Source organism: Anaeromicropila herbilytica, assembly GCF_016591975.1.
Classification (GTDB): Bacteria; Bacillota; Clostridia; order Lachnospirales; family Lachnospiraceae; genus Anaeromicropila; species Anaeromicropila herbilytica.
Window position 1 is genome coordinate 1,294,439 of record NZ_AP024169.1, and the last position, 23,373, is coordinate 1,317,811.

Annotated in this window: 19 protein-coding genes and 1 riboswitch; of the genes, 13 read left to right on the forward strand and 6 right to left on the reverse strand. The window is 30.7% G+C overall.

Going from position 1 to position 23,373, the window contains the following annotated elements:
- The first annotated feature begins 155 nt into the window (after positions 1–155).
- The 4 genes from bsdtb5_RS05675 (at position 156) to bsdtb5_RS05690 (ending at position 4,214) form a co-directional block, all read left to right on the forward strand.
- Positions 156–950 (forward strand): metal ABC transporter ATP-binding protein, encoded by a 795-nt coding sequence (locus bsdtb5_RS05675; protein WP_330611951.1) that lies wholly within the window; start codon positions 156–158, stop codon positions 948–950.
- 2 nt (positions 951–952) lie between these two features.
- Positions 953–1,792: a metal ABC transporter permease gene (locus bsdtb5_RS05680; RefSeq protein ID WP_271715065.1), complete on the forward strand. Its 840-nt coding sequence runs from the start codon at positions 953–955 to the stop codon at positions 1,790–1,792.
- A gap of 216 nt (positions 1,793–2,008) precedes the next feature.
- Complete coding sequence (gene ytvI / locus bsdtb5_RS05685) at positions 2,009–3,133, forward strand: sporulation integral membrane protein YtvI (RefSeq protein WP_271715066.1); 1,125 nt, start codon at positions 2,009–2,011, stop codon at positions 3,131–3,133.
- A 277-nt stretch (positions 3,134–3,410) separates the two neighbouring features.
- Entirely contained in the window at positions 3,411–4,214 is an 804-nt protein-coding gene (locus bsdtb5_RS05690; RefSeq protein WP_271715067.1) for a Panacea domain-containing protein, read from the forward strand.
- 176 nt (positions 4,215–4,390) lie between these two features.
- Here the strand turns inward: bsdtb5_RS05690 and bsdtb5_RS05695 are convergent, their stop codons facing one another.
- Together bsdtb5_RS05695 and typA are read right to left on the reverse strand one after the other, a co-directional pair.
- Entirely contained in the window at positions 4,391–5,308 is a 918-nt protein-coding gene (locus bsdtb5_RS05695) for a DUF2156 domain-containing protein (RefSeq protein WP_271715068.1), read from the reverse strand.
- A gap of 98 nt (positions 5,309–5,406) precedes the next feature.
- The gene (gene typA / locus bsdtb5_RS05700; protein WP_271715069.1) at positions 5,407–7,242 is read right to left on the reverse strand and encodes a translational GTPase TypA; all 1,836 of its coding nucleotides are present in this window, start codon (positions 7,240–7,242) and stop codon (positions 5,407–5,409) included.
- Between the two features lie 869 nt (positions 7,243–8,111).
- On the opposite strand from typA, the gene bsdtb5_RS05705 reads away from it, so the two are divergent.
- The 9 genes from bsdtb5_RS05705 (at position 8,112) to bsdtb5_RS05745 (ending at position 20,082) form a co-directional block, all read left to right on the forward strand.
- Positions 8,112–8,741: a single-stranded DNA-binding protein gene (locus bsdtb5_RS05705; RefSeq protein WP_271715070.1), complete on the forward strand. Its 630-nt coding sequence runs from the start codon at positions 8,112–8,114 to the stop codon at positions 8,739–8,741.
- A gap of 277 nt (positions 8,742–9,018) precedes the next feature.
- Entirely contained in the window at positions 9,019–9,507 is a 489-nt protein-coding gene (locus bsdtb5_RS05710; RefSeq protein WP_271715071.1) for a cob(I)yrinic acid a,c-diamide adenosyltransferase, read from the forward strand.
- A gap of 86 nt (positions 9,508–9,593) precedes the next feature.
- Positions 9,594–9,768, forward strand: a riboswitch (Lysine riboswitch).
- 223 nt (positions 9,769–9,991) lie between these two features.
- Positions 9,992–10,879: a 4-hydroxy-tetrahydrodipicolinate synthase gene (gene dapA, locus bsdtb5_RS05715; protein WP_271715072.1), complete on the forward strand. Its 888-nt coding sequence runs from the start codon at positions 9,992–9,994 to the stop codon at positions 10,877–10,879.
- A gap of 99 nt (positions 10,880–10,978) precedes the next feature.
- On the forward strand, positions 10,979–11,734 hold the full coding sequence (gene dapB, locus bsdtb5_RS05720) for a 4-hydroxy-tetrahydrodipicolinate reductase (RefSeq protein WP_271715073.1): 756 nt from the start codon (positions 10,979–10,981) through the stop codon (positions 11,732–11,734).
- Positions 11,735–12,082: 348 nt separating this feature from the next.
- Positions 12,083–13,051, forward strand: coding sequence for an ABC transporter ATP-binding protein (locus bsdtb5_RS05725; protein ID WP_271715074.1), 969 nt, complete (start codon positions 12,083–12,085; stop codon positions 13,049–13,051).
- A complete protein-coding gene (locus bsdtb5_RS05730; RefSeq protein WP_271715075.1) occupies positions 13,035–13,898 on the forward strand; it encodes an ABC transporter permease subunit in 864 nt (287 codons plus the stop codon). Before bsdtb5_RS05725 ends, bsdtb5_RS05730 begins: the two co-directional genes overlap by 17 nt.
- A 39-nt stretch (positions 13,899–13,937) precedes the next feature.
- Entirely contained in the window at positions 13,938–15,587 is a 1,650-nt protein-coding gene (locus tag bsdtb5_RS05735; RefSeq protein WP_271715076.1) for a GldG family protein, read from the forward strand.
- Positions 15,587–17,119 carry a DUF4340 domain-containing protein gene (locus bsdtb5_RS05740; protein ID WP_271715077.1) on the forward strand — a complete coding sequence of 511 codons (1,533 nt, stop codon included), beginning with the start codon at positions 15,587–15,589 and terminating at the stop codon, positions 17,117–17,119. The genes bsdtb5_RS05735 and bsdtb5_RS05740 overlap by 1 nt, the downstream gene beginning before the upstream one ends.
- A 476-nt stretch (positions 17,120–17,595) precedes the next feature.
- Positions 17,596–20,082 carry a SpoIID/LytB domain-containing protein gene (locus bsdtb5_RS05745; protein ID WP_271715078.1) on the forward strand — a complete coding sequence of 829 codons (2,487 nt, stop codon included), beginning with the start codon at positions 17,596–17,598 and terminating at the stop codon, positions 20,080–20,082.
- Between the two features lie 273 nt (positions 20,083–20,355).
- Here the strand turns inward: bsdtb5_RS05745 and bsdtb5_RS05750 are convergent, their stop codons facing one another.
- The 4 genes from bsdtb5_RS05750 to bsdtb5_RS05765 all read right to left on the reverse strand — a co-directional run bounded on the left by bsdtb5_RS05750 (position 20,356) and on the right by bsdtb5_RS05765 (position 23,221).
- Complete coding sequence (locus tag bsdtb5_RS05750; RefSeq protein ID WP_271715079.1) at positions 20,356–21,033, reverse strand: LrgB family protein; 678 nt, start codon at positions 21,031–21,033, stop codon at positions 20,356–20,358.
- Positions 21,026–21,394 (reverse strand): CidA/LrgA family protein, encoded by a 369-nt coding sequence (locus tag bsdtb5_RS05755; RefSeq protein ID WP_271715080.1) that lies wholly within the window; start codon positions 21,392–21,394, stop codon positions 21,026–21,028. Before bsdtb5_RS05755 ends, bsdtb5_RS05750 begins: the two co-directional genes overlap by 8 nt.
- Before the next feature lie 53 nt (positions 21,395–21,447).
- Entirely contained in the window at positions 21,448–22,296 is an 849-nt protein-coding gene (locus bsdtb5_RS05760) for a YihY/virulence factor BrkB family protein (RefSeq protein ID WP_271715081.1), read from the reverse strand.
- 658 nt (positions 22,297–22,954) lie between these two features.
- Complete coding sequence (locus bsdtb5_RS05765) at positions 22,955–23,221, reverse strand: CD3324 family protein (protein WP_271715082.1); 267 nt, start codon at positions 23,219–23,221, stop codon at positions 22,955–22,957.
- Positions 23,222–23,373: the final 152 nt, after the last annotated feature.

Sequence of the window (23,373 nt, forward strand, 5' to 3'; positions counted from 1 at the left end):
CTATTTTCCCTTTGAGTCTTGACAAAATATAAACGATACTTTCGGCCGAACTACGCCTAAATTAATGATTATTCATCAATATACACATTTAAATTTTGAAGGCTTATGACTCAAAATCCTATTATACTGATAACTAGAAAGGCATAGGTATATATATGAATCAGATAGAAAAAAACTCGATGGAATGTCAAACCAGACATAAGGAGCTTGAAAGTAATGCTTGCGGTTTACACTGTATCAAAATTAATCACATTGGTGTAACTCTAGGCAAGGAGAACATTCTAAATGATGTTAATCTTCACATACATTGCGGTAGATTAACTTCAATTATTGGAAAGAATGGTGCTGGCAAGTCAACTTTATTAAAGGCAATCCTGGGTGAGATACCTCATGAAGGAACAATAGAATTTAAAGATATTAAGAATAATGTATATCGTGATCTAAAGATAGGATATGTGCCACAACATTTAAATATTGCAAAGAATACACCAACTAGCGTCTATGATTTAGTTGCAAGTTATATTTCGAAAGTACCTGTATTCTTTATGAAAAGTAAAAAGACATATTTAAAGATTAAAGAACAATTAAAGATATTTGAAGCAGACGAGCTCATTGATAAGGCAGTATGTGACTTATCTGGTGGTGAACTACAAAGAGTTCTCTTATCCATTGCAACAATGAATGAACCTAATCTTTTAATACTTGATGAACCAGTGTCAGGTATTGATCAGAATGGTATGGAACTATTTTATCAAATTATCGATCGTTTAAAGCGTGAGTATGACTTAGCAATCATTTTAGTATCACATGATCTTAATTATGTAAAACAGTACTCTGATTATGTTGTCCTTTTAGATAAAACTATTATAAAAGAGGGAACAGCAGATGAAGTTTTTCAAAGTAATACTTTCTATAAAACCTTTGGAAAACTAGTATATATGGAGGAATAGAAATGGAACTGATATATAAACTATTAGAAACTATATTACCTTTTCATTTTATGGGGTATAGTTTTATGAAAAATGCATTTATAGCAATATTAATTATTACCCCACTCTTTGGAATATTGGGAACTATGATAGTGAATAATCGATTAGCATTTTTCTCAGATGCACTAGGGCATTCAGCTTTAACTGGTATAGCAATTGGTGTAGTATTTGGAATATCAGATACCAATTTATCAATGGTAATATTTGCAGTTATATTTGCATTATTATTAAATTATATTAAGAGAAAAAATACCGTATCTACAGACACAATTATTTCAGTCTTCGCGTCTTTGAGTACAGCGCTTGGACTTGTTGTCTTATCAAAGGGTGGTAATTTCTCAAAATATTCGAGTCTATTAGTGGGAGATATCCTAAGTATAAAACCAAAAGAAATACTTTTCTTAGTATTGATTTTTGTAGTAACTTTAATCTTTTGGGGATTTGCATTTAATCAATTACATGCAATAAGTTTAAATGAAACATTAGCAAAAAGTAAGAATATTCATGTTAATTTGATAGACAATATATTTGTAATTATAATCGCATTTATTGTTATGTTATCGATTAAATGGGTTGGTATCTTAATTATTAATGCATTATTGATATTACCAGCAGCAAGCAGTCGTAATCTCGCAACAAATATGAGGGAATATCATGCATTTTCAATTCTTATATCAATGTTCTCAGGAATTACAGGACTGATATTATCCTATTACAATAATACAGCTACAGGACCAACAATTGTTATCATCGCATCTGTTGTATTTTTTAGTACTCTTTTATGTAAACCATATGTAAAGTAATGAAATATACCTTAATATCTCTAAAATAAATATTAAGATATTCTAAATATTCATAAATGATTCATAAGTTTATTTACATAAGAAGGAATCATACTTATAATAAACTATAGATTATTTGGATTATGGTTAAGCCAAAATGACATTATAAGTTGAATTTTTGAAATTAATTTATAGTGTGTACAGTTTGGTATACCAAATTACAGATGGGAGTTGTATATGAGAGAACCAAAGATTTATTTGAAATTAGTAATTAATATTTTAATCGCTTTAGTTGCTATAATATTACTTATTTATGTTGTACCCAAAATACTCGGTTTCTTTATGCCTTTTGTAATAGGATGGATTATTGCATGGATAGCGAATCCATTGGTTCGTTTTCTAGAGAAAAGAGTTAAGATACTTAGGAAACACAGTTCAGCAATTATTATCATATTAGTGTTAAGTGCAGTAATTGCAATTATTTATTTTATTGGTAATTTTCTAGTTGGTCAAATTATAGGACTATTATCTGATATACCTAGTTTATATGATTCGACTGAAATACAATTAAGGAAGGCCTCTGAGAGCTTACATGGAGTGTATAAAGTTCTTCCAAGTAATGCGAAACATGTGATTGATTCCTTTTCAGAGAATATCAATGTCTATGCGATGAATTTCATTAAGAAAATTAATGTGCCATCAATCAATGATGCTGGATTGCTAGCGAAAAATGTAGCTGAGACTTTATTGATGGCTATGATTACTATAATTTCTTCTTATTTCTTTATTGCAGATCGGGATGATATTATAACATTTATAAAAAAAATAGTGCCAGAATCAGCAATGGAAAGATACAACAGTATTGTTAAGGTATTAAAGAAAGCAGTTGGGGGATATTTTAAAGCCCAATTTAAGATTATGATTATACTAATGGTAATTATGTTCTTCGGTTTTTTATTATTGAATATAGACTATGCGTTATTAATCGCATTAGGAATCGCATTTATAGATTTCTTACCTGTATTTGGAGCGGGTGCGGTAATTCTTCCATGGGCCTTAGTAGATTTCTTAAATGGAATGTATATGAGGGCAATATTCTTAGTTGTCATATATTTAATATGTCAAGTTGTACGTCAAGTGTTGCAACCAAAATTAGTAGGAGATAGTATTGGAATTAGTCCCCTAACAACCTTATTATTTATGTTTATTGGTTATAAATTAAAAGGTGTATTAGGAATGATCTTTGGTATCCCTATTGGAATGGTCATTATTAACTTATATAAAGAAGGATTTTTTGATGGAATTATCAATGAGATTCGTATAATCGTTGAGGATATAAATAAGTTTAGAAAAATCAAATAATATCGATAAAAAGATAAATGATATTAAAAAAGATTTAACTTTTGAAATTAATCAAAAGCTAAATCTTTTTCATAATAACAAAGTTCAATTATAATATAAATTAGAATACAAGAATATTAAGATTAAAAGAAATAAAAAGAGAAGAATAGATACTAATAATCAAAATATGGTGGTAAAAAATACCAAATAAGTAATAAAAAGTCTAAAAATGTATTGACCAGACCAATTATTTTATATATGATAAACATATGCAATATTATTTGGAAGGGAAAGTTTTATGAAAGACAACGAACATTTGGATGCTAGGAGGCCAATTATTTCGATTGAAGAGATAAAAAGTATTTTATCAGACTTTAAAATAGGTAAGAAACCACTAGCAAAATTATTAGGATGGGGAGAAACGACGATTATAAGGTATATCGAGGGAGATATTCCTACTATTGAATATTCAGATAAATTAAGAGCTATCTATGACAATCCGTACTACTATTATGACATCTTATTAAAAAATCAAGAAAATCTAACAAATGTGGCATTCAAAAAAAGTAAGAAAGCTGTAATAGAAAAGCTAATGAATTCTAAAATACATATCATTACTCAATATATCATCAATCAAATGAAGGAAGAAGTTACGATGGGTGAAATTCAAACATTGTTATATTATATGCAAGGATTCTCACTAGCCTTTAACAATGAGCCATTATTTGAAGATGAATATTATGTGACAGCAAATAACATACCATATCTGAATTTATATGAAAGTTTAAAACTAAGGGGTATCAATTACTTAGAAATTGAAGAAGATTTACTAAGTGATAATGATAAAGTGTTAATAAATAGTGTGTTGAATGGTTTTAGTTGGTATGGGATGAAATTACTAAATTCTATGACATCTTATGAAAGATCTTTGCTTCGAATATCTAGAGATAAAGAAAATCACAAAATAATAGCAAAAGAAACAATAAAAATATTTTTTAAAGATATTATTATGAATTATAATATATCAAGTTTAAATGAGATATTTAGATACTCAGATGAAAAGTTTCATGAATTTCGAAAAAGAGAAGCTATCTCCATATAATTAACGAAAATTAAAACTTGAAAAATAAATAAATATATTGCATATTTAATACAATACTTTATTGAGTTAATAATAGAGGTCTAATTCAAAAGATAAGAAGAGGGATGTTTGAAATATTCATTACATGGATATTTCAAACATCCCTCTTCTTATTGTATATTAAAAATTATGATATCTTATTGTTTCTCAATTAAATGATACTTGTTAATCATCCGAATCGGATTATAAGACATTTTGGCTTTACGCAAACCTTCCTGACCTAAATCATCTTCACGGTTAACAATTTTAGCATCTGGAAATTCATGTGATAAAAATTGCTGATTAATATAGTTATATAGACCAGGAATCTCAACATTTGCTTTTTCTATGTGAATGAATGCACATTCGATATCGCTTGCATAACTTCCAATAGAATATGCTTGTAGCTTTCCATCGATATAGACGCCACCCATATTACAACATAGCTTGCAACAATTCTGAAAAATATTATGCAATCCTTCTTCTTCACTTGATATGGATTGATATTTATCTGATATTGTTCTAGTATGAAGCCAATGCTCATGGAAATCAACGATATCGTGAATATCCGAGCAACAAAGGGTACGATATTCGTATCTACCTTCGTATTGTTTAAGGAAAGAATTTAAATGATTTTTCTTTTTATGATAGGCCCTTCCACTCAAAGTTTTTAGCTTTTCGGCATCATATAAGTAATCAAAACTATCACGATCCTCTATAATATCAAATTCTTTGTTAAATCGTTCGGATGATTTTAAAATATCTAAGTAGTAATCATCAACATTATGCATTTTAAAAGGAAGATTAAGTTCTTTATTAAAAAAGTCCTTAATTTCAAAAAAACTAGAAATTACTCTATCATCCTTACATAAAGGCATCATGGTAGATGTTTCTCCTAAGATAGTCATTTTATAAAAAAGATAGTCGTCTTTTTCATAGTAGCAAGTATTATAATAATTAGCCCATATAAATTGATTTAAAAATTGGCGTTCTGATGTATAATTTGTTCTCATATTAGAGTACTTTTCAATAAGCTCTTTTGAGTCTACAGATAATTTTTTACAATCACAAGTCATAATATTACTCCTTACCTTTGGAATAAGAAAAGGGACTGCCATTTCTTGATGTCGATCTCTTTTGTATGTGGACAGTTTAGTAAGCTATATAATACTAATTATTTTGAGTTATTACGTCTTGCTCTCATTCTTAATGTTGGATCAAGGATTTTCTTTCTAATTCTTAAGTTATTAGGTGTTACTTCAAGTAATTCATCCGTATCAATATATTCAAGAGCTTGCTCAAGACTTAATGTTCTAGGAGTAGTTAATCTTAAGGAATCATCAGCACCTGATGAACGAGTATTTGTAAGCTGTTTTCTCTTACATACGTTAACTTCAAGGTCTTCAGCTTTGGCATTTGCACCAACAATCATACCAGAGTATACTTTTTCACCAGCTCCAATAAATAATGTACCACGTTCTTGCGCATTGAATAAACCGTAAGTAATTGTTTCTCCTGATTCAAATGCAATTAAAGAACCTTGTTTTCTATATTGAATATCGCCTTTGTAAGGACCATATCCTTCAAATGAAGTATTGATGATACCATTACCTTTGGTATCTGTCATAAATTCTCCACGGTATCCAATTAATCCTCTAGCAGGGATTAAGAATTCAAGACGAGTATATCCGCCAGAAGCAGTAGACATATTTTGAAGTTCACCTTTTCTAGTGCTTAATTTTTCAATAACACTTCCAGAGAATTCTTCAGGAACATCGATAAATGCGCGTTCCATTGGTTCTAATTTTTTACCATGTTCATCAGTATGATATAATACTTCTGCTTTACTTACTGCGAATTCATATCCTTCTCTTCTCATATTTTCAATAAGAACAGATAGATGTAATTCACCTCTACCAGATACTTTGTAACTTTCAGTAGTATCAGTTTCTTCAACTCTTAAACTTACATCAGTATTTAATTCACGGAATAGACGATCTCTTAAATGTCTAGATGTAACAAATTTACCTTCTTGACCAGCTAGTGGTGAATCATTTACAAGGAAATGCATAGCAATAGTAGGCTCTGAAATCTTTTGGAAAGGAATTGCAACAGGATTTGTTGGAGAACAAATTGTATCACCGATATGAATCTCAGCAATACCTGCAATTGCTACAATGGCACCAACACTAGCTTCATTTACTTCAACTTTTTTAAGTCCTTCAAATTCATAAAGTTTAGTTATTTTAACTTTTGAATTTTTATTTTCATCATGAGCATTTACTAGGACAACATCTTGATTTACTTTAATGTTTCCGTTATCAACTTTACCAACACCGATACGACCAACATATTCATTAAAGTCGATAGTAGAGATTAGTACTTGTGTATCAGCCTCTGGATCGCCTTCTGGAGCAGGAATGTAGTTAATAATTGTTTCAAATAATGGTTTCATATCAACAGGTGTCTCATTTAGGTCTAAACAAGATACTCCTGATTTTGCTGATGCAAAGACAAAAGGACAATCTAATTGTTCGTCTGAAGCATCTAAGTCCATAAATAATTCTAAGATTTCATCAATAACTTCTGTTGGTCTAGCTTCTGGTCTATCAATCTTATTAATACATACGATTACAGGTAAATCAAGTTCTAGTGCTTTTCTTAATACAAATTTGGTTTGAGGCATAGCGCCTTCATACGCATCAACTACAAGAACAACACCGTTAACCATTTTTAATACACGCTCTACTTCACCACCGAAATCAGCATGGCCAGGAGTATCTATAATATTAATTTTAATTCCGTCATAATTTATAGCTGTATTTTTAGAAAGAATGGTAATACCACGTTCTCTTTCTATATCATTAGAGTCCATGACTCTTTCTTGTACTGCTTGATTTGAACGAAAAACACCACTTTGCTTAAGTAATTCATCTACTAGAGTTGTTTTACCATGGTCTACGTGGGCAATAATAGCGATGTTTCTTACGTCATCTCTTTTAATCTTCATATATTTATATCCTTCTTTCTTAGGTTATCCAATCAGATACGACATGGAACAGATAGGAATGTTTCATTTTATGTGTTATATCAACCTATATATAAACGTAAAACAAGTTTCCTAACTTATATTTTAGCATTAGTATTGACGTTTATACGTTTATTACTTCTTATTTATAATAAATATACCAATGCATAACACTACAAGTTTATATTCTAACATATAATTTGCAATTTACAAGTCATTTTAATATCCAGTGTCCAAATTTGGCTATTTTGCTAGGAGATTATGAATTATAATGTAGTTTATTAGGAATATTTAAAGTCAAAATTTATAAATAAGTTGATAAAACTTTGAAATTGAGAAAAGGGAACAAAAGAGATTCATAAACATAATTTAAATAATATTGAAGTATTTACATGGGTATATTTATAAAATATAGGAATTATATACTGGTTTTACAGTAATTGTAAAAAAAGGATTGATTTTAAGTATAATACGAGGTATAATTACAAATGAAAATTTGTCCAATCCAATGTTCTAATAACGGTTAGAACAGGATTCTTTATTTATTGATCATTTCGTATTTTGTCGGAGTATCCTATATTATACCAGATGGACTGAAAGAAAATAAGAAGTCTATTCTTATACTTTTAAAATGTAAAAATTTTACATTACAAAAGCACTTCAATAGATAATGAATACGAATTAGCAGAACACATTTATATAGATTCTGAATGAATTTAGAATAAATGTGAAAATATTAAAAAATAATAGAATATTTACTTCTAAAACATGCATCTTGTGAATAATATTAGTAATGGTAGAAATACATATCATGTTTTTAGAGCAGGATTAAGAGAAGGGAGTCGTACTATATGACAGATAAAGTATTTGATAATAATCAAGTAAGTATTGCGGGAGAGGTTGTGGGTGACTTTATATTCAGTCACGACGTGTTCGGTGAAGGATTTTATATTTTGGAGGTATCGGTGAATAGACTAAGTAATTCTTATGACATCATACCGCTAATGGTTTCAGAAAGGCTCATGGATATTAAGAAGGATTATAAAGGCAAGAATATTGAAGTTACAGGTCAATTCCGCTCTTACAACAGACATGAGGATAATAAAAATAGATTAGTATTATCTGTTTTTGTTAGAGAAGTAACCGTATGTGATGAGGATTATGAAAGTTCAAAACCTAATTATATATTCTTAGACGGATACATCTGTAAACAACCAATCTATAGGAAGACTCCACTTGGAAGAGAGATAGCAGATATTCTGCTAGCAGTAAATAGACCATATGGTAAATCGGATTATATTCCATGCATTTGTTGGGGAAGAAATGCTAGATTTGCAGAAAGTTTTACTGTGGGCGGTCATATTCAAGTATGGGGAAGAATCCAAAGCCGCGAATATCAGAAAAAAGTAACGGATGCTGACTTCGAAAAACGTGTAGCTTATGAAGTATCTGTAAGTAAATTAGAGTATATTGAAGAATAAGGGAATCTATTCAATTGAATCAAGTAATGTCTAACAATTTACGAAGTTTTGGACATTTCATCATTATTGTATAGCGCTATTTATTTAAATAGTGCTATACAATTTATGGTTTTAGAAAATAATAGCTTTTTCAAAAAAATTATGATAAAATTGCCGATATAAGTGAAATCTTATAGTGTTACAAATAATTTATTATTATTCTATATAATTTAGAGAGAATAATGAATAAATCATAAGCATTTCATATGAAATGGATAGCATACTTTGAGGTGAAAACATGAGTAAAAAAGTAGTACAAGTATATTATGGTCAAGGTAAAGGTAAAACTACAGCAGCAGTTGGGCAGTGTATTCGAGCAGCAAGCCTTGGTCAAGAAGTTATTATTATACAATTTTTAAAAGGGAAAGATGCTGAGGAATTTTGTTTTTTGAATAAATTAGAACCAGACATTAAATTATTTCGATTCGAGAAAGCGCATGAATTTTATTGTGACTTATCTGATGAAGAAAGAATTGAAGAAAAGAAAAATATATTAAATGGTTTTAATTTTGCTCGAAAAGTAATAGATACAGGCGAATGTGATGTACTTGTACTTGACGAAGTACTCGGACTTGTTGATTATGGAATTATAACGTTAGAGGATATTATTAAGCTAATCGAATTAAAAGATGATTATAGTAAATTAGTTCTTACTGGTCAAAATATGCCCGATGAATTGGTGAACTATGTTGATCTTATCTCAAAAATTGAACCAATAAAACAATAAAATACTAGAAAAAGAACAAATAAAAGATACAGATGCTTAGTCTTGACAAAGAATTATACTAATGTTAAGATTAATGCAATTGATATATTTTTGGTAGAGGCGCACTCTTTATCAGTAGATTGTAGGATATGTTCAGGCATAGATGAATACATTCAAAAGGAAATGGTGCCGAAGGTTTAATATTGCTGAGATATTATACCTGGGTATATGGTTAAGAGCCATATAACTGTCATCAATGACTGATGGAGTGCTACCTAAAGAATTTAATTCATGTTTTTTTATGGTATTCTTTAGGAGTCGACTATTTGTCGACTTTTTTATTTTTTGGAATTATAAACTATATTTCATTCTTTAATAATAGCTTACAATTGTCGCCTCTGGCGACTTAGAAATCAGTCATATATAACTGAAAAGTCACGTATTAAATTGTATTCACTGTAAATAATTATGGTTAATACAATCAAATTAATTGGAGGTGCTTTATATGGCTATATTTAAAGGTGCAGGTGTGGCGTTGATTACACCATTTAAAGAAAATATGGAAGTAGATTATGAAAAATTAGAGAAGTTAGTTGATTATCAAATTGAAAATGGTACAGATAGTTTGGTAATATGCGGAACAACCGGAGAAGCTTCAACACTAACACATGAAGAACACTTGGAGTGTATTAGGGTAGCAATCTTACGTGCTAAAGGAAGAATACCAGTAATAGCGGGAACTGGTTCTAATTGTACAGAGACAGCAATCTATTTATCGACAGAAGCCATGAAATATGGTGCAGATGGTTTGTTAGTAGTTACGCCATATTATAATAAAGCAACTCAAAAGGGATTGATTACTCACTTTACAGATATTGCGAAAGAAGTGGATCTACCTATCATATTGTATAATGTACCAAGTAGAACTGGATGCAATATCACACCTGATACAGCAGCAATATTAGCCAAAGACGTAGATAATATTGTGGCAATAAAAGAAGCAAGTGGAGATATCTCACAAGTAGTAAGTATTGTCCAAAAGGTAGAAGGAAGAATGGATATTTATTCGGGAAATGATGATCAAATTGTTCCGATTCTATCGTTAGGTGGACAAGGGGTTATATCTGTATTGTCAAATGTAGCACCAAAAGAAACACATGATATCTGTGAGAGATTCTTTAAAGGTGACCATAAAGGTAGTTTAGACTTACAAATAAAAGCACTTCCATTAATTAATGCTTTATTCAGTGAAGTAAATCCGATTCCTGTGAAAAAGGCCATGAATCTATTAGGATATGAAGTTGGAACGTTAAGAAAACCATTAACTGAAATGGAAGAGGGTCATGCACAGATTCTGTATAATGAAATGAAAAAATTTGGTGTCATATCATAATTTTGTGTTATTATATGAGTAGGTGTTTTTAATTGGTAAAACGCTCATACTTGAAGTTATACGAATTCACCAAATAGTTCAAAATAAGGAGTAAACCATATGACAAAGATTATAATGCGCGGTTGCAATGGTAAAATGGGCCAAGTTATTACTGAGTTATTAAAAGAAGATGAAAATGCAAAAATCGTTGCAGGTATCGATATTAACCATGCTATCAAAAATGATTACCCTGTATTTACGAGTCTTAAGGAATGTAATATATCCGCGGATGTTATCATTGATTTTGCATCATCAAAAGGATTTGATGATTTGATAGATTATGCAAATGAAAAGAAAACGCCTATAGTCCTATGTACAACCGGATTAAGTGAAGAACAAATTATATTAGCACAGGAAACAAGCAAGAATGTAGCTGTATTAAAATCTGCTAATATGTCATTAGGAATTAATACACTAATGAAATTATTACAAGCTGCAACTCAGGTACTAGTAGATGGGGGCTTTGACATTGAGATTGTGGAAAAACATCATAATCAGAAATTAGATGCACCTTCTGGTACAGCGCTTGCTCTAGCTGATTCAATAAATGAGGTTCTTAATAATGAATATGCTTATCAATATGATCGTTCAAAGGAACTTGCAAAAAGAGAAAAAAAAGAAATTGGAATAAGTGCAGTTCGTGGCGGAACAATTGTTGGAGAGCATGAAGTAATCTTTGCTGGTACGGATGAGGTTATTGAATTTAAGCATACTGCTTATTCAAAGGCAATCTTTGCAAAGGGAGCTATTCAAGCAGCTAAGTTTTTAGCAGGTAAAGAACCTGGAATGTATGACATGAGTCATGTAATTGGCTAAAGAGGATAAATGTTCTAGTGTAAATTTTTTAATAAATAATAAAACATATAATCGTAGGTTACTGTAGAATGTAGACAGTAATTTACGATTATTTTTTATTTTACCACACTGATTTTATATGTTACCAAAGGCGACTGAAGGGAGCTAGTGTGTCTAATTCCTAGGAGATATTCTGAATGAACCGTTGACTACAAGCGAAGTTGTGAAAAAATTGTGAAATGATGTAAAATATGGATTTGTTCACAAAATTTTCGCAATCTGGTAGTAATATTTTGGTTAGGCTTGACTTGGGAGCTACTTACAAAGTTCCTATAACATAGCAGCGAGAATATTAAGGGAGGCGTTATCTTGATTGAAGTAAAAGATTTAGTAAAAAAATACGGAAATCACTTAGCGGTGGATCATCTGAGCTTTACCGTTGAGAAAGGACAAATTTTAGGCTTTTTAGGACCAAATGGTGCTGGTAAATCAACAACGATGAATATGTTAACTGGTTATATTTCTGCCACAGAAGGAAATGTCATTATTGATGGACATGATATTTTTGATGAACCAGAAGAGGCAAAAAAATCGATTGGATATCTTCCAGAAATACCACCACTATATCCGGACATGACGGTAAGGGAATATTTAAAATTCGTCGCAGATATCAAGAATGTTAAGAAAAATGAACAGGAAAAAATGATTGAGGATATCATGAAACTAATACAGATTAAAGACGTTTCAGAACGATTAATCAAACATTTATCAAAAGGTTACAAGCAACGTGTTGGGCTCGCACAAGCAATTATGGGATATCCCGAAGTAATTATTCTTGATGAACCAACCGTAGGTCTTGATCCAAAACAAATCATTGAGATAAGAGATTTAATTAAAACATTAAGCAAAAAGCATACGGTAATTTTAAGTTCACATATCTTGTCAGAAATTAGTGCAGTATGTGATATAGTCATGATTATTAATAAAGGTAAACTAGTTGTTACAGATACGCCTGAAAACCTTTCAAATCACATGGAAGGGGCAAATGGATTATTCCTAACAGTCAAAGGAAACAAGGACACAGTATATGACGTGATTTCAAGTATTCCAAAAGTTACAAAGATTCATTATGAAGATAGTGAGGAAGCTAATACGGTATCACTTACCGTATATAGTAAAGAGCATGAAGATATACGAGAGGCTGTATTCTATGCGTTAAGTGAAGCAAAATGCCCAATTTATGATATGCATTCAACAAAGATGTCATTAGAAAATATTTTCCTTGAATTAACAGGTAAAAATGATAAGGGAGGACTAAAAAATGCTAGCGATTTATAAAAAAGAGTTAAAATCCTATTTTACATCTATGGTAGGATATGTATTTATCTCTCTATTCTTAGTGGTTATCGGAATCTATTTTTATGTTTATAACTTAAGTAATGGTTATGCTAATTTTGAATATGTATTATCTAGTATTTCTTTCCTATTTATTGTATTAATACCTATTCTGACTATGAGATTAATGGCAGAAGAAAAAAGGCAAAAGACAGATCAGCTATTGTTTACTTCACCCTTATCAGAAGAGAAGATTATTATAGGTAAATATTTAGCTGTATTAACAGTGTTTGTAATAGCAATGGTAATTACATTAATATATCCAATTATTCTAACCAAATATGGTACCGTAGATCTAAAACTTGCATATGCAGGAATATTAGGATTTACAATGCTTGGAGGAGCTTACCTATCCATTGGATTATTTATATCAACATTAACTGAAAATCAGGTTGTTGCAGCAGTTGTATGCTTTATCGTAGTATTATTAACTTATTTAATGACAGGTATTGCAGGTATGCTACCATCTGATAATTGTTCCGCATGGATTATTTTCAGCGTTCTTTTTTTTATCGTTTGTTTGGTAACTTATTTTATGATGCATAATATTACTTTATCCATAGGTCTTGGTATTATAGGAGAATGTGCATTAGCAGTAGTATATTTTGTAAAACCTTCCTTCTTTGATGGATCTGTTGTGAAGTTTTTTAAATGGTTCTCTGTAATTGATCGATATGATAATTTTTCACTGGGAATTCTGGATTTAACTTCCATCATTTATTATATCACGTTAATTATTCTATTCTTAGTCTTAACTGTTCAAGCAATTAAGAAACGAAGATGGAGCTAAGAGAGTAATAGGAAAAGCGGAAAGAATGGAGGAAATATCATGGATAAGAAATATGAAGATATAGAAGATAGCCAAAAAGAACTTTCTGGTGAAGATGTGAATGAGACGAATCATTCTAATGATTCAATTGCTAATACATCAACATTAGAAGAGTCGTCAAACAATGAAAGTATAAAGAGTGAACAAGATGCTTTGGAGGAAATTTCTAGAGAAATACTTGAAGAGCGTACAAATGATTCTACGGAAAAGAAAAATAAGAAGAAACTTTCTATAAAGATTAAAGATTCCTTTACAAGTAGGAAATTTAGAAGTGGTGCATACAGTACCATGATATCAGCAGTAGTTATTGCAATTGTATTAATCTTTAATCTGATTGCGGGTGAATTGGATCTAAAAGTAGATCTTAGCAGTAATTCAATATTTACATTAACAAAGACAACAAAGAACCTTGTCAAAAATATTAAAGATGATGTGACAATATATTATATTGCGGGAGAAAATAGTCAAAAAGATCAAGTGAAAGAAATCGTTGATAAGTATAAAACTTTATCAAGTAAGATTAAAGTAGAGACGAAAGATCCTGTACTTTATCCAACATTCACATCAGCATATACATCAGATGATGTAGCAGATAAGAGTGTGATTGTAGTTAATAACAAGACAAAGGCATATAAATATGTAAAATATAGCGATATGCTTCAATATACTTATGATTCTTCTTATAATCCACAGGTGACTGGTGTGGACGTAGAAGGTCAGATTACATCTGCTATTCAATATGTTACAAGCACGGACTTACCTAAGATCTACACTCTAGAGGGCCACAATGAAGCAGAACTTGGAACAACCATTACAAATGCACTAAAGAAACAAAATGTATCCATTAGTACATTAAAACTTCTATCAAAAGATGCAGTACCAGAAGATTGCTCTTTATTGGTGATTAACGGACCTATATATGATTTTACTAAGGAAGAAGTTGAGAAAGTAAAAGCATATCTAGAGAAAGGCGGAAAAGCAATTATTCTAGCGGACTATACAAAAGAAAGTATGCCAAACTTTAGTGATTTGCTTGAATATTATGGCGTAAAACTCTGTGATGGTGTTGTTATTGAAGGTGATAGTAATAATTATATGTCCGGTAATCCAGCATACCTAATTCCAACAATTGAAAGTCATGATATTACAAAGAGCATATCTGATGATAATAAAGCTGTTGTGGTTCCAGCCGCTAAAGGACTTCAACAAGTGGATACATTACGTAGTACATTAACTATTGATAAACTACTTACAACTTCTGATAGTGCATTTTCAAAGGTAGATATGAACTCATCATCTTATCAGAAAGAGGATAATGATATATCTGGACCTTTTAATTTAGGAGTATTAGCAACAGATAAATATAATAATAAAGAGTCAAAAGTAGTTATTTATGCTTCTTCTTATCTAATTGATGATAAAATGACTCAATATGATCAACTTGGCAATTCAGATTTATTTATTAGTACGGTTAACTACTTGACAGATAAACAAAATAATCTATCCATACCAGTACGTAGCTTAGAAGAGAAACATGTTACCTTAACTAGTACCGAGGCAAATACTTGGGGAACTATTGCAGTATTTATCATTCCTCTTATGTTCCTTGGAACTGGTATTGTAGTTACACTTAGAAGGAGGAAAAAATAATGGCTAAGAAGAAAAAGAAGAATCGTTCCCTTTTGTTTCTTACCCTTGCCATGATCCTTACATTAGTAGCATATGTTGCAGTAGTGAAAATAAATAATCAAAAAGAATCAAAGAAGAAAGAGACTGAGAGTACGAATCTTACTCTTTTAAATAATAAGGCAGAAGATATAACAAAAATTGCTTATACCAACGAGACAGGCGGATTATCTTTAGTCAAAGAAAAAGATGTGTGGGTAAATGAAAAGGATAAGAGTTATCCAATTAACCAATCTAATGTTAGTAGTATGTTAAGTTCTGTAACTTCATTAACCTCTGATCGTTTGGTAGGAAAGGATATGAATAATCTATCTGAATATGGTCTAGATAAGCCAACAGTTCAGATTACGGTTACGAAGAAGGATGGAACTTCAACTAAGATTAACGTTGGCTCAAAGCTTGTAACCGGAGAGAAATATTATGTGAGTCTAAATGATGATAAAGATGTCTATACTGTAGATTCTGCAATTTATACTAATTTCGCTCATACAGACAAACAAATGATAGCGATAGAGAATCCTCCAACTATTACAGCAGATTACATAACAAAGTTGTCCATCGATAATAAGAGGGCTGACGACTTTGAAGTAGTATATAATGAGGAAAAAGCTAACGATCAAACAGATTACTATAAATGGACAATGACAAAGCCATATCCAGTAAAAGTGTCTGCTAATACGAATGCACTAAGTAAATATTTTGCAAATTATGCTAGCTTATCATTTACTGAATGCACAGAATATAATGCAAAAGATCTAGGCAAGTATGGCTTAGATAAACCAAATTCTGTTATTGATATTAAGTACTATGATGAGAATACAGCAAATGCGGATAGTTCTTCTAGTAGTAATACATCTACATCTACTGATAATACAGCAACATCATCAGACACTAGTAGTTCAAATGATAATAAAGATACCCAAAAGCGTACGAACCATGAATATAAGCTACTTATTGGAAACAAAGATAAAGATGGTAATTACTATGTAAAATCAAGTGATTCCAATACGGTATATACAATGAGTTCGGATACTGTAAATAATATGTTAAAAGTAAAACCACTAGATTATATTACGAAAAATGTTAACTTAACAAGTATCTACACAGTGGATAAGATGGTAGTAAAAGCTGGTAATGAAACTTATACTCTCAGTGTCAAAAAATCAAAGAAAACGGATAAAGACGCCAAAGAACAAGATCAATATACTTACTATTGTGATGGAAAAAAAGTAGGAGAATCAGAATTCAAAGCTACTTATTCTGGATTTGTTGGTTTAACCAATGAAGCAGAAATCACGAAAAAGGTAACCGATAACACACCAGCAGTATCAGTAACGATTACAACAACAGATAATAAAAATAAGAAAGTTCAAGTTAACTTCTTGCCATATGATAATAACTACTATAGAATCAACAGTAATGGTTCTGAATTATTTTTAACAACGAAGAGAACAGTAGAAGATTTCGTAACTGCTGTGAAGAAATTAGCAAAATAGGATTAATAAAAACAAAAGAAAAAACATATATGCATTAAAAGTGTAAGAAAACTCAACTTATAACAGTGAAAGAAATATCTGCTATAAAGTTGAGTTTTCTTTGTTATCTAAAATCATAAGCGTATTAAAGCCTTTCAATATGTAAATTGTGTATATCGTTGTATAATTATAAATTTTGGCGTAGTCCGGCTGAGGATAACGTTTATATTTTGTCAAGACTCAAAGGTAAAATAGGAACATAAGTGAGTATTTTACCTTGCTCTGAGGCTTGAAAAAAATATGTTACTAGAAGGAAAGGTAGCCTAAATTTATACTTATACAGCGATATACACTCAGTAAACTATAATAAGGCTTTTTATATTTCGAATCAGAAATCTTTATTCATATATTATCTGTTGACATAATACAATGGTGTATGGGATAATTTTTGGGACATATTATAAAGGGTAATACCACCATAACTGGGGGGAAAGGGTATGAAGAAAAAACTGATATTACTAATGATATGCTTTATTATAATCATTGGGATCTTTACCAGGACTGTAATGATGCAATTAAATAGTAAAAAAGAAATTACAAAAGGGGAGGATAACAAACAAAAGGAAGTAACAATATCAATGAATGGCGATCAAATCACAAGAGCTCAGATGGCGAAGATGATGAGTTTTTTGTTCTATTCAGAAGTGGATTGTAGCAACCTTAATAGGGAAATATCATATAACGATACCACAATGAATGATTGGTACGATGAATATATTAATGCAATATATAGTGTTGGTATTATGAAAGAAGACAAGGTATTTCGTCCGATGGAATGGCTTACCTATGAAGATACAAAGAAAGTCATGGAAGACTTCGTTGTTGTTATGAATGCAAAGGTTGCGGATTCAAAACTGAATATTACGGATATTACAGATCATTTAGGATTTAAAATGGATGAAAAGAAGCCACAGAATCCAATACTAAAATCAGAATGGTTATCCGTTTATGATACGTTATTAAATGAAATGAAAGTTCTAAGTCAAAAGACAGCAAATGATGATTCTAAGGAATTCTTAAAACAAAGTTCAGAAGTTGTTGTAACGAAACTTTATGTAGTAGGAACAGACAAAACATTAGCGAATCTATCGGAGCCTTCCGTAGTTGGAGAAGATAAGATCTATTCTTCAAAGGGGTACGATTTTAAAGAATACGAAGATAACACAATTGAAGTATATACTTCTGGAGATGAGATTGTATGTATGAAAGATCAAGTAGGCGGCGAAATATCATTAAATAATGTATACATATTATCAAGTAAGGATAAGAAAATCTCAGCTTTTATTAATGGATATGAGAAAACCTTTTATGCGCAGAATGAATTATCTGAGGATGTGAAAAAGGTAGTTGGCGATTTAGTAATCCAAGATAAAAAAGTGGTAAAAGTCAAGATAAAACCAGATACGATAAAGAGCAAGGTAATAACTGCAACAAAGGATTATGTAGAACTCGAAGATTACGGAAAGGTTCATTTTGAAGATAATTATAAAATTTATAAATTATATGGTGATTTAGCCATGGAACAAACGAATAGCATTTTAGTTGGTTATAAAAATGCTGATTTTGTAATTACAAATGGTAAGATATGTGCAGTATTAATTAAAGAAAGTATTAATGCAAAAACAATTCGTGTACTTATTAAAACAAGTAATTATCAAGATATTTTTCACAAAGACATCAAATTTAAAGTAAATAGCACATTTACAATTAAGTATGGTAAAAATAAAAAGACATATAAAGCAGGCAAGGTTATTACAATTAAATCGAATAGTAAATTCTTAAAAGATGGAAGATTAGTTATTGATCCGAATAAGGAAAATAGTAAGATAACCATCCTTTCCATTACAAGAAGCAGCGGACATCCACAATACAGAGGTAGTATGGAGATTAAGGCTTATGACGAAGGGTTGACATTAATAAATGAATTGCCATTAGAGGAATATTTATATGCAGTTGTACCAAGCGAGATGCCAAATGATTATGGCACAGAAGCATTAAAAGTACAGGCAATCTGTGCAAGAAGTTATGCGGTCAATCAATTAATGAATAATTCAAGAAGTGATTATGGAGCGCATGTTGATGATAGCTCCTCTTATCAAGTATATAATAATTATCCAGAAACGAAGGAATCAATCCTTGCAGTCAAGGATACTTATGGAAATGTATTAGAATACAATAATTCCATTATTCTTGCATATTATTTCTCAACATCGTGTGGATATACAACGAGTGCAAGAGACGTATGGGGTACGAGCGGTGAATTAAAGTATCTTATGGGAAGCTTTCAAAGTAATAAGAAAGAAGATCTAGATTTAACAGATGAGAAAAAGTTCCGAGATTTTATCCTTAGTAATAAGATAAAAACATATGATAAAAAATTTCCATGGTATCGATGGAATGTAACCATCAGTGCAGAAAACCTTAAAAAGTCGATTGATAGTACATTAGCTTCAAGATATATTGCGAATCCTAATCTAATTAAGACATTAGTTACTAGTAAAGATCAATCCACCTATAAAAGCATACCAATTGATACAATTGGTGAGGTACAAAAGATTCAAGTAGAATCGAGAGGAACAGGTGGAATCATAACGGAATTAATTATAGAAGGCAGCAAAAATACGGTTAAGATTCTGACGGAATATAATATTAGAACCATACTTGCACCAATCTATGATACCATATCACGTCAAGATGGCTCCAAAGTAAGTAATTTAACGATGTTACCAAGTGCATTTTTTGTTGTTGATCGTTCAGCTAAGAATGGGGGCAATTATTTTACATTCCATGGTGGCGGATATGGTCACGGCGTTGGTATGAGTCAGAATGGAGTGAAAGCTTTAACTGATGATGGTAAAAATTATAAGGATATATTATCTATCTATTATGCAGGGACGAAATTAGCTAATATTTATAAAAAGTAAAAGATGAAATCTAACGACATGTTTAGAATGAAATAAAAAAACATAAATAAAAAAGCATGACTTAAATCCAATTTTGATGGAATGAGTCATGCTTTTTTATTTAATTTGATATTTAAACTATCAGCATAGTATTATACTGATAAATTAAAGCTAAAAGTATAGTAATTACCATAATTGAAATTTTCAAATGATAAAATAGAACATAAAAGTTTCAATTATGATAATTTCGGAAAATTATATGTATAACATTAGCATTCAATAAAATAAATATATTTAAATTAGCATAGATAAAAATACAGTAATTAATCCCGAGATTCCAATAGCGATTCCACTCATAGCACCTTCGATTTCTCCAAGTTCAATAGCTTTTGAAGTTCCAAGAGCATGAGAACTTGCGCCTATTGCTACACCCTTTGCAACAGGGTCTTTAATACGAAATAATTTAATAAGTAAAGGTGAAAATACGCAGCCTATAATTCCTGTAACGATAACAACTGCGACGGTAACGGGTACAATTCCAGATAAACTCTTTGATACCTCCATTGCGATTGGAGTAGTAACAGACTTAGGAATCATGGAGCGTGCAATTACTTCATCAAGACGGAATGCTTTGCTTAGTAAATAAGAACTTGTCATGGAGGTTATTGCTCCAACGAGACAACCAATGAAGATTGGTATAAAATTCTTTTTTAATATATCAATCTGATTATAAATAGAAAGTGCAAGCACAGCTGTTGCAGGTCCTAAAAACATTGCAATGATATCGCCACCTACATTAAATTTATCAAGTGGTATATGGAATGCTTTTAATATAACAATAACAAAAGCAATTGCTATTAATAAAGGATTTGCTATTGGTGTTTTTACTTTTTTATTAATATATATTCCAAGTTCAAATGTAAAGATACATAGAACGATTCCAAAGAGAGGAGAAGAAGTGAGTTCATTCATTATTCGTCTCTCCTTTCTGTAGAAATCTCATGATAAAAGTTACAGTATAAGCTGTAACTGCAAATGTAAGTATCGTCGTTATAATGCATACAATTAGTAATGGTAAGATGCTTTTACTTATTACATCATAATACTTAATAATACTAACTCCTGCAGGAATAAAGAAAAATGCCATGTTTTTCGCTAGAAAATCTGATTTTTCCTTGATGTGATCTGGTCGTAATACCTTTGTTAGTAACAAGATAAATAATAGAATCATAGCGATTACACTTCCAGGAAATGCAATCGGTAGTATAGATGAGATTCCTTCTCCGACCAAGCAGATTAAGAATATTACACCTATTTGTAACATAAGTTTCATAATCTTTTGTCCTTTCTCTTATGAATTCTTTTGTGTGTTTAATTTGCACCATGTTATCTATTTTGCATCCATTTAACATATTTACGATTGGATAATAAAAATACATTGATCTCAGCTCCAATGAACAGGATATACATACAAAAATATAACCAGAGCATAAGTAATACTACAGCAGTAAGGCTACCATAAATATAGGAAAAGTTCCCCATATTATCAATATAGTAGGAAAAGAGGTAGGAGAATAACATCCAACCACTCGCCGCGATAACAGCACCTGGAAGTTCTGCTAAGATACGTGAAGTCCTATCTGGCATAACATTATATAACAATAAAAAGAATAATGTTAATACAAGAAGACCTACAAAAGTTCTTAAACTGATTACTACAATAGCTAAGTTATTAAGCATTGGTACTTTGGTGACAATCCAGATATAGAGTCTGTTACCAAATACTAAGATAACAAGAGTAATGATTAACATAAAGGCAAATACAACAGTATATATCGCTGATATAAAACGCAGTTTGAAATAATTTCTTGTTTCGTCAATTCCATATACTGAATTCAATCCTTTAATTAAAGCCATAAATCCTTTGGAAGCGGACCATAATGCTGTAATTGCTGTAACTGATATTATAGTAGTAGTAGAACGACTATACATATCCGATACAAGAACCACTAAGAACGATGTTATCTTAATTGGAGCTACCGTAGAAAAGCTATGAAGGATAGTACTTTCTGACATAGGAACAAACTGCAATAATGTTAGTAAAAACATAACAAAAGGAAAGAAGGAAATAATAATAAATAGAGTAGCATTTGCGGAATATGCAGATACATGATCCTCTTTCATTTTATTTAAAAAATTTATTATTGTAGAATATATTTTGTTTAATCGAATCATAAAGCTACCCTTTCTAAAAAAATTCTATTCGAAAGAACTATTAGTTTTAGCACTTAAGAATGGATATAGATAACAAGATTATTATATTATATGTCAAAAGACATTGGATTAGTATATAAAAATTCAAATAATGAAGAAAAATGATGAGAAATGGTACAACTTTGCTAGAAAAAGCGGATGGTATGATTATGAAAGGCTTTTGAAACTTGAATCATATTATGAGTTGCCGGACAACTTACCTGTTTGGGAGGAAGTCTAGGCAATTTGCACAAAACAGAAAAACTCATGCTTCATTGAATATGTATAAGAAGTTCTAGTTCTCAGATCATTTTGTGTAAAACATATGCTAGGACAAATAACACGAAATAATCAGAGAACAAGAACTTCTAATACATATTCAAAGGCGCATAAGCTTTTTCTGTTTTGTGCAAATTACCAGGCTAGGTTTTGAAACAGGCCATTTGTCGGGGAACTCATATTTATATTACATGAGAATAACGTAACTAGAAGAATTCGTAGGATTAATAGATGCAAAAATGCTGCTTCAAAATGAATCTTTTATAAGATAGAAAAACATCATTTATTTCGATCACTTTGAAGCAGCATTATATTTAATTAATAATAAAAACAGTTTTAATACCCAGTATTTAAATGCCCTTTATATTTTACGATAGATAATTTTTTTTATCGTATCATAAGAAAGATTGTACTCATATGCCAATTCAGATATAGAAGATCCATTCATCTTTTTTGAGCGAATTACAGCATTTCGAGAAGATAACATAGATTTTATACCAGATGTTTCTCCCCATCCTTTTCTCTTAGCACATCCTTGTGGAATATATAATAATTCACCATTGACATATTTTTGAATTTCCACTAATAATTCTTCTGGTAATAACTCTTTTGCATTTCTATATTTCATTCTAACAAAGCTCCTTAAATATTATTTTTCAAAATAAGGATGCAAAGTCTGAGAACAGACGTTATTAATTGTTTGTCTGTCTAATTGTTAGAATTCATACGGCGATTATACCCATTTACCTCCATGTAACGACCGCCGTCTGACATGAACTC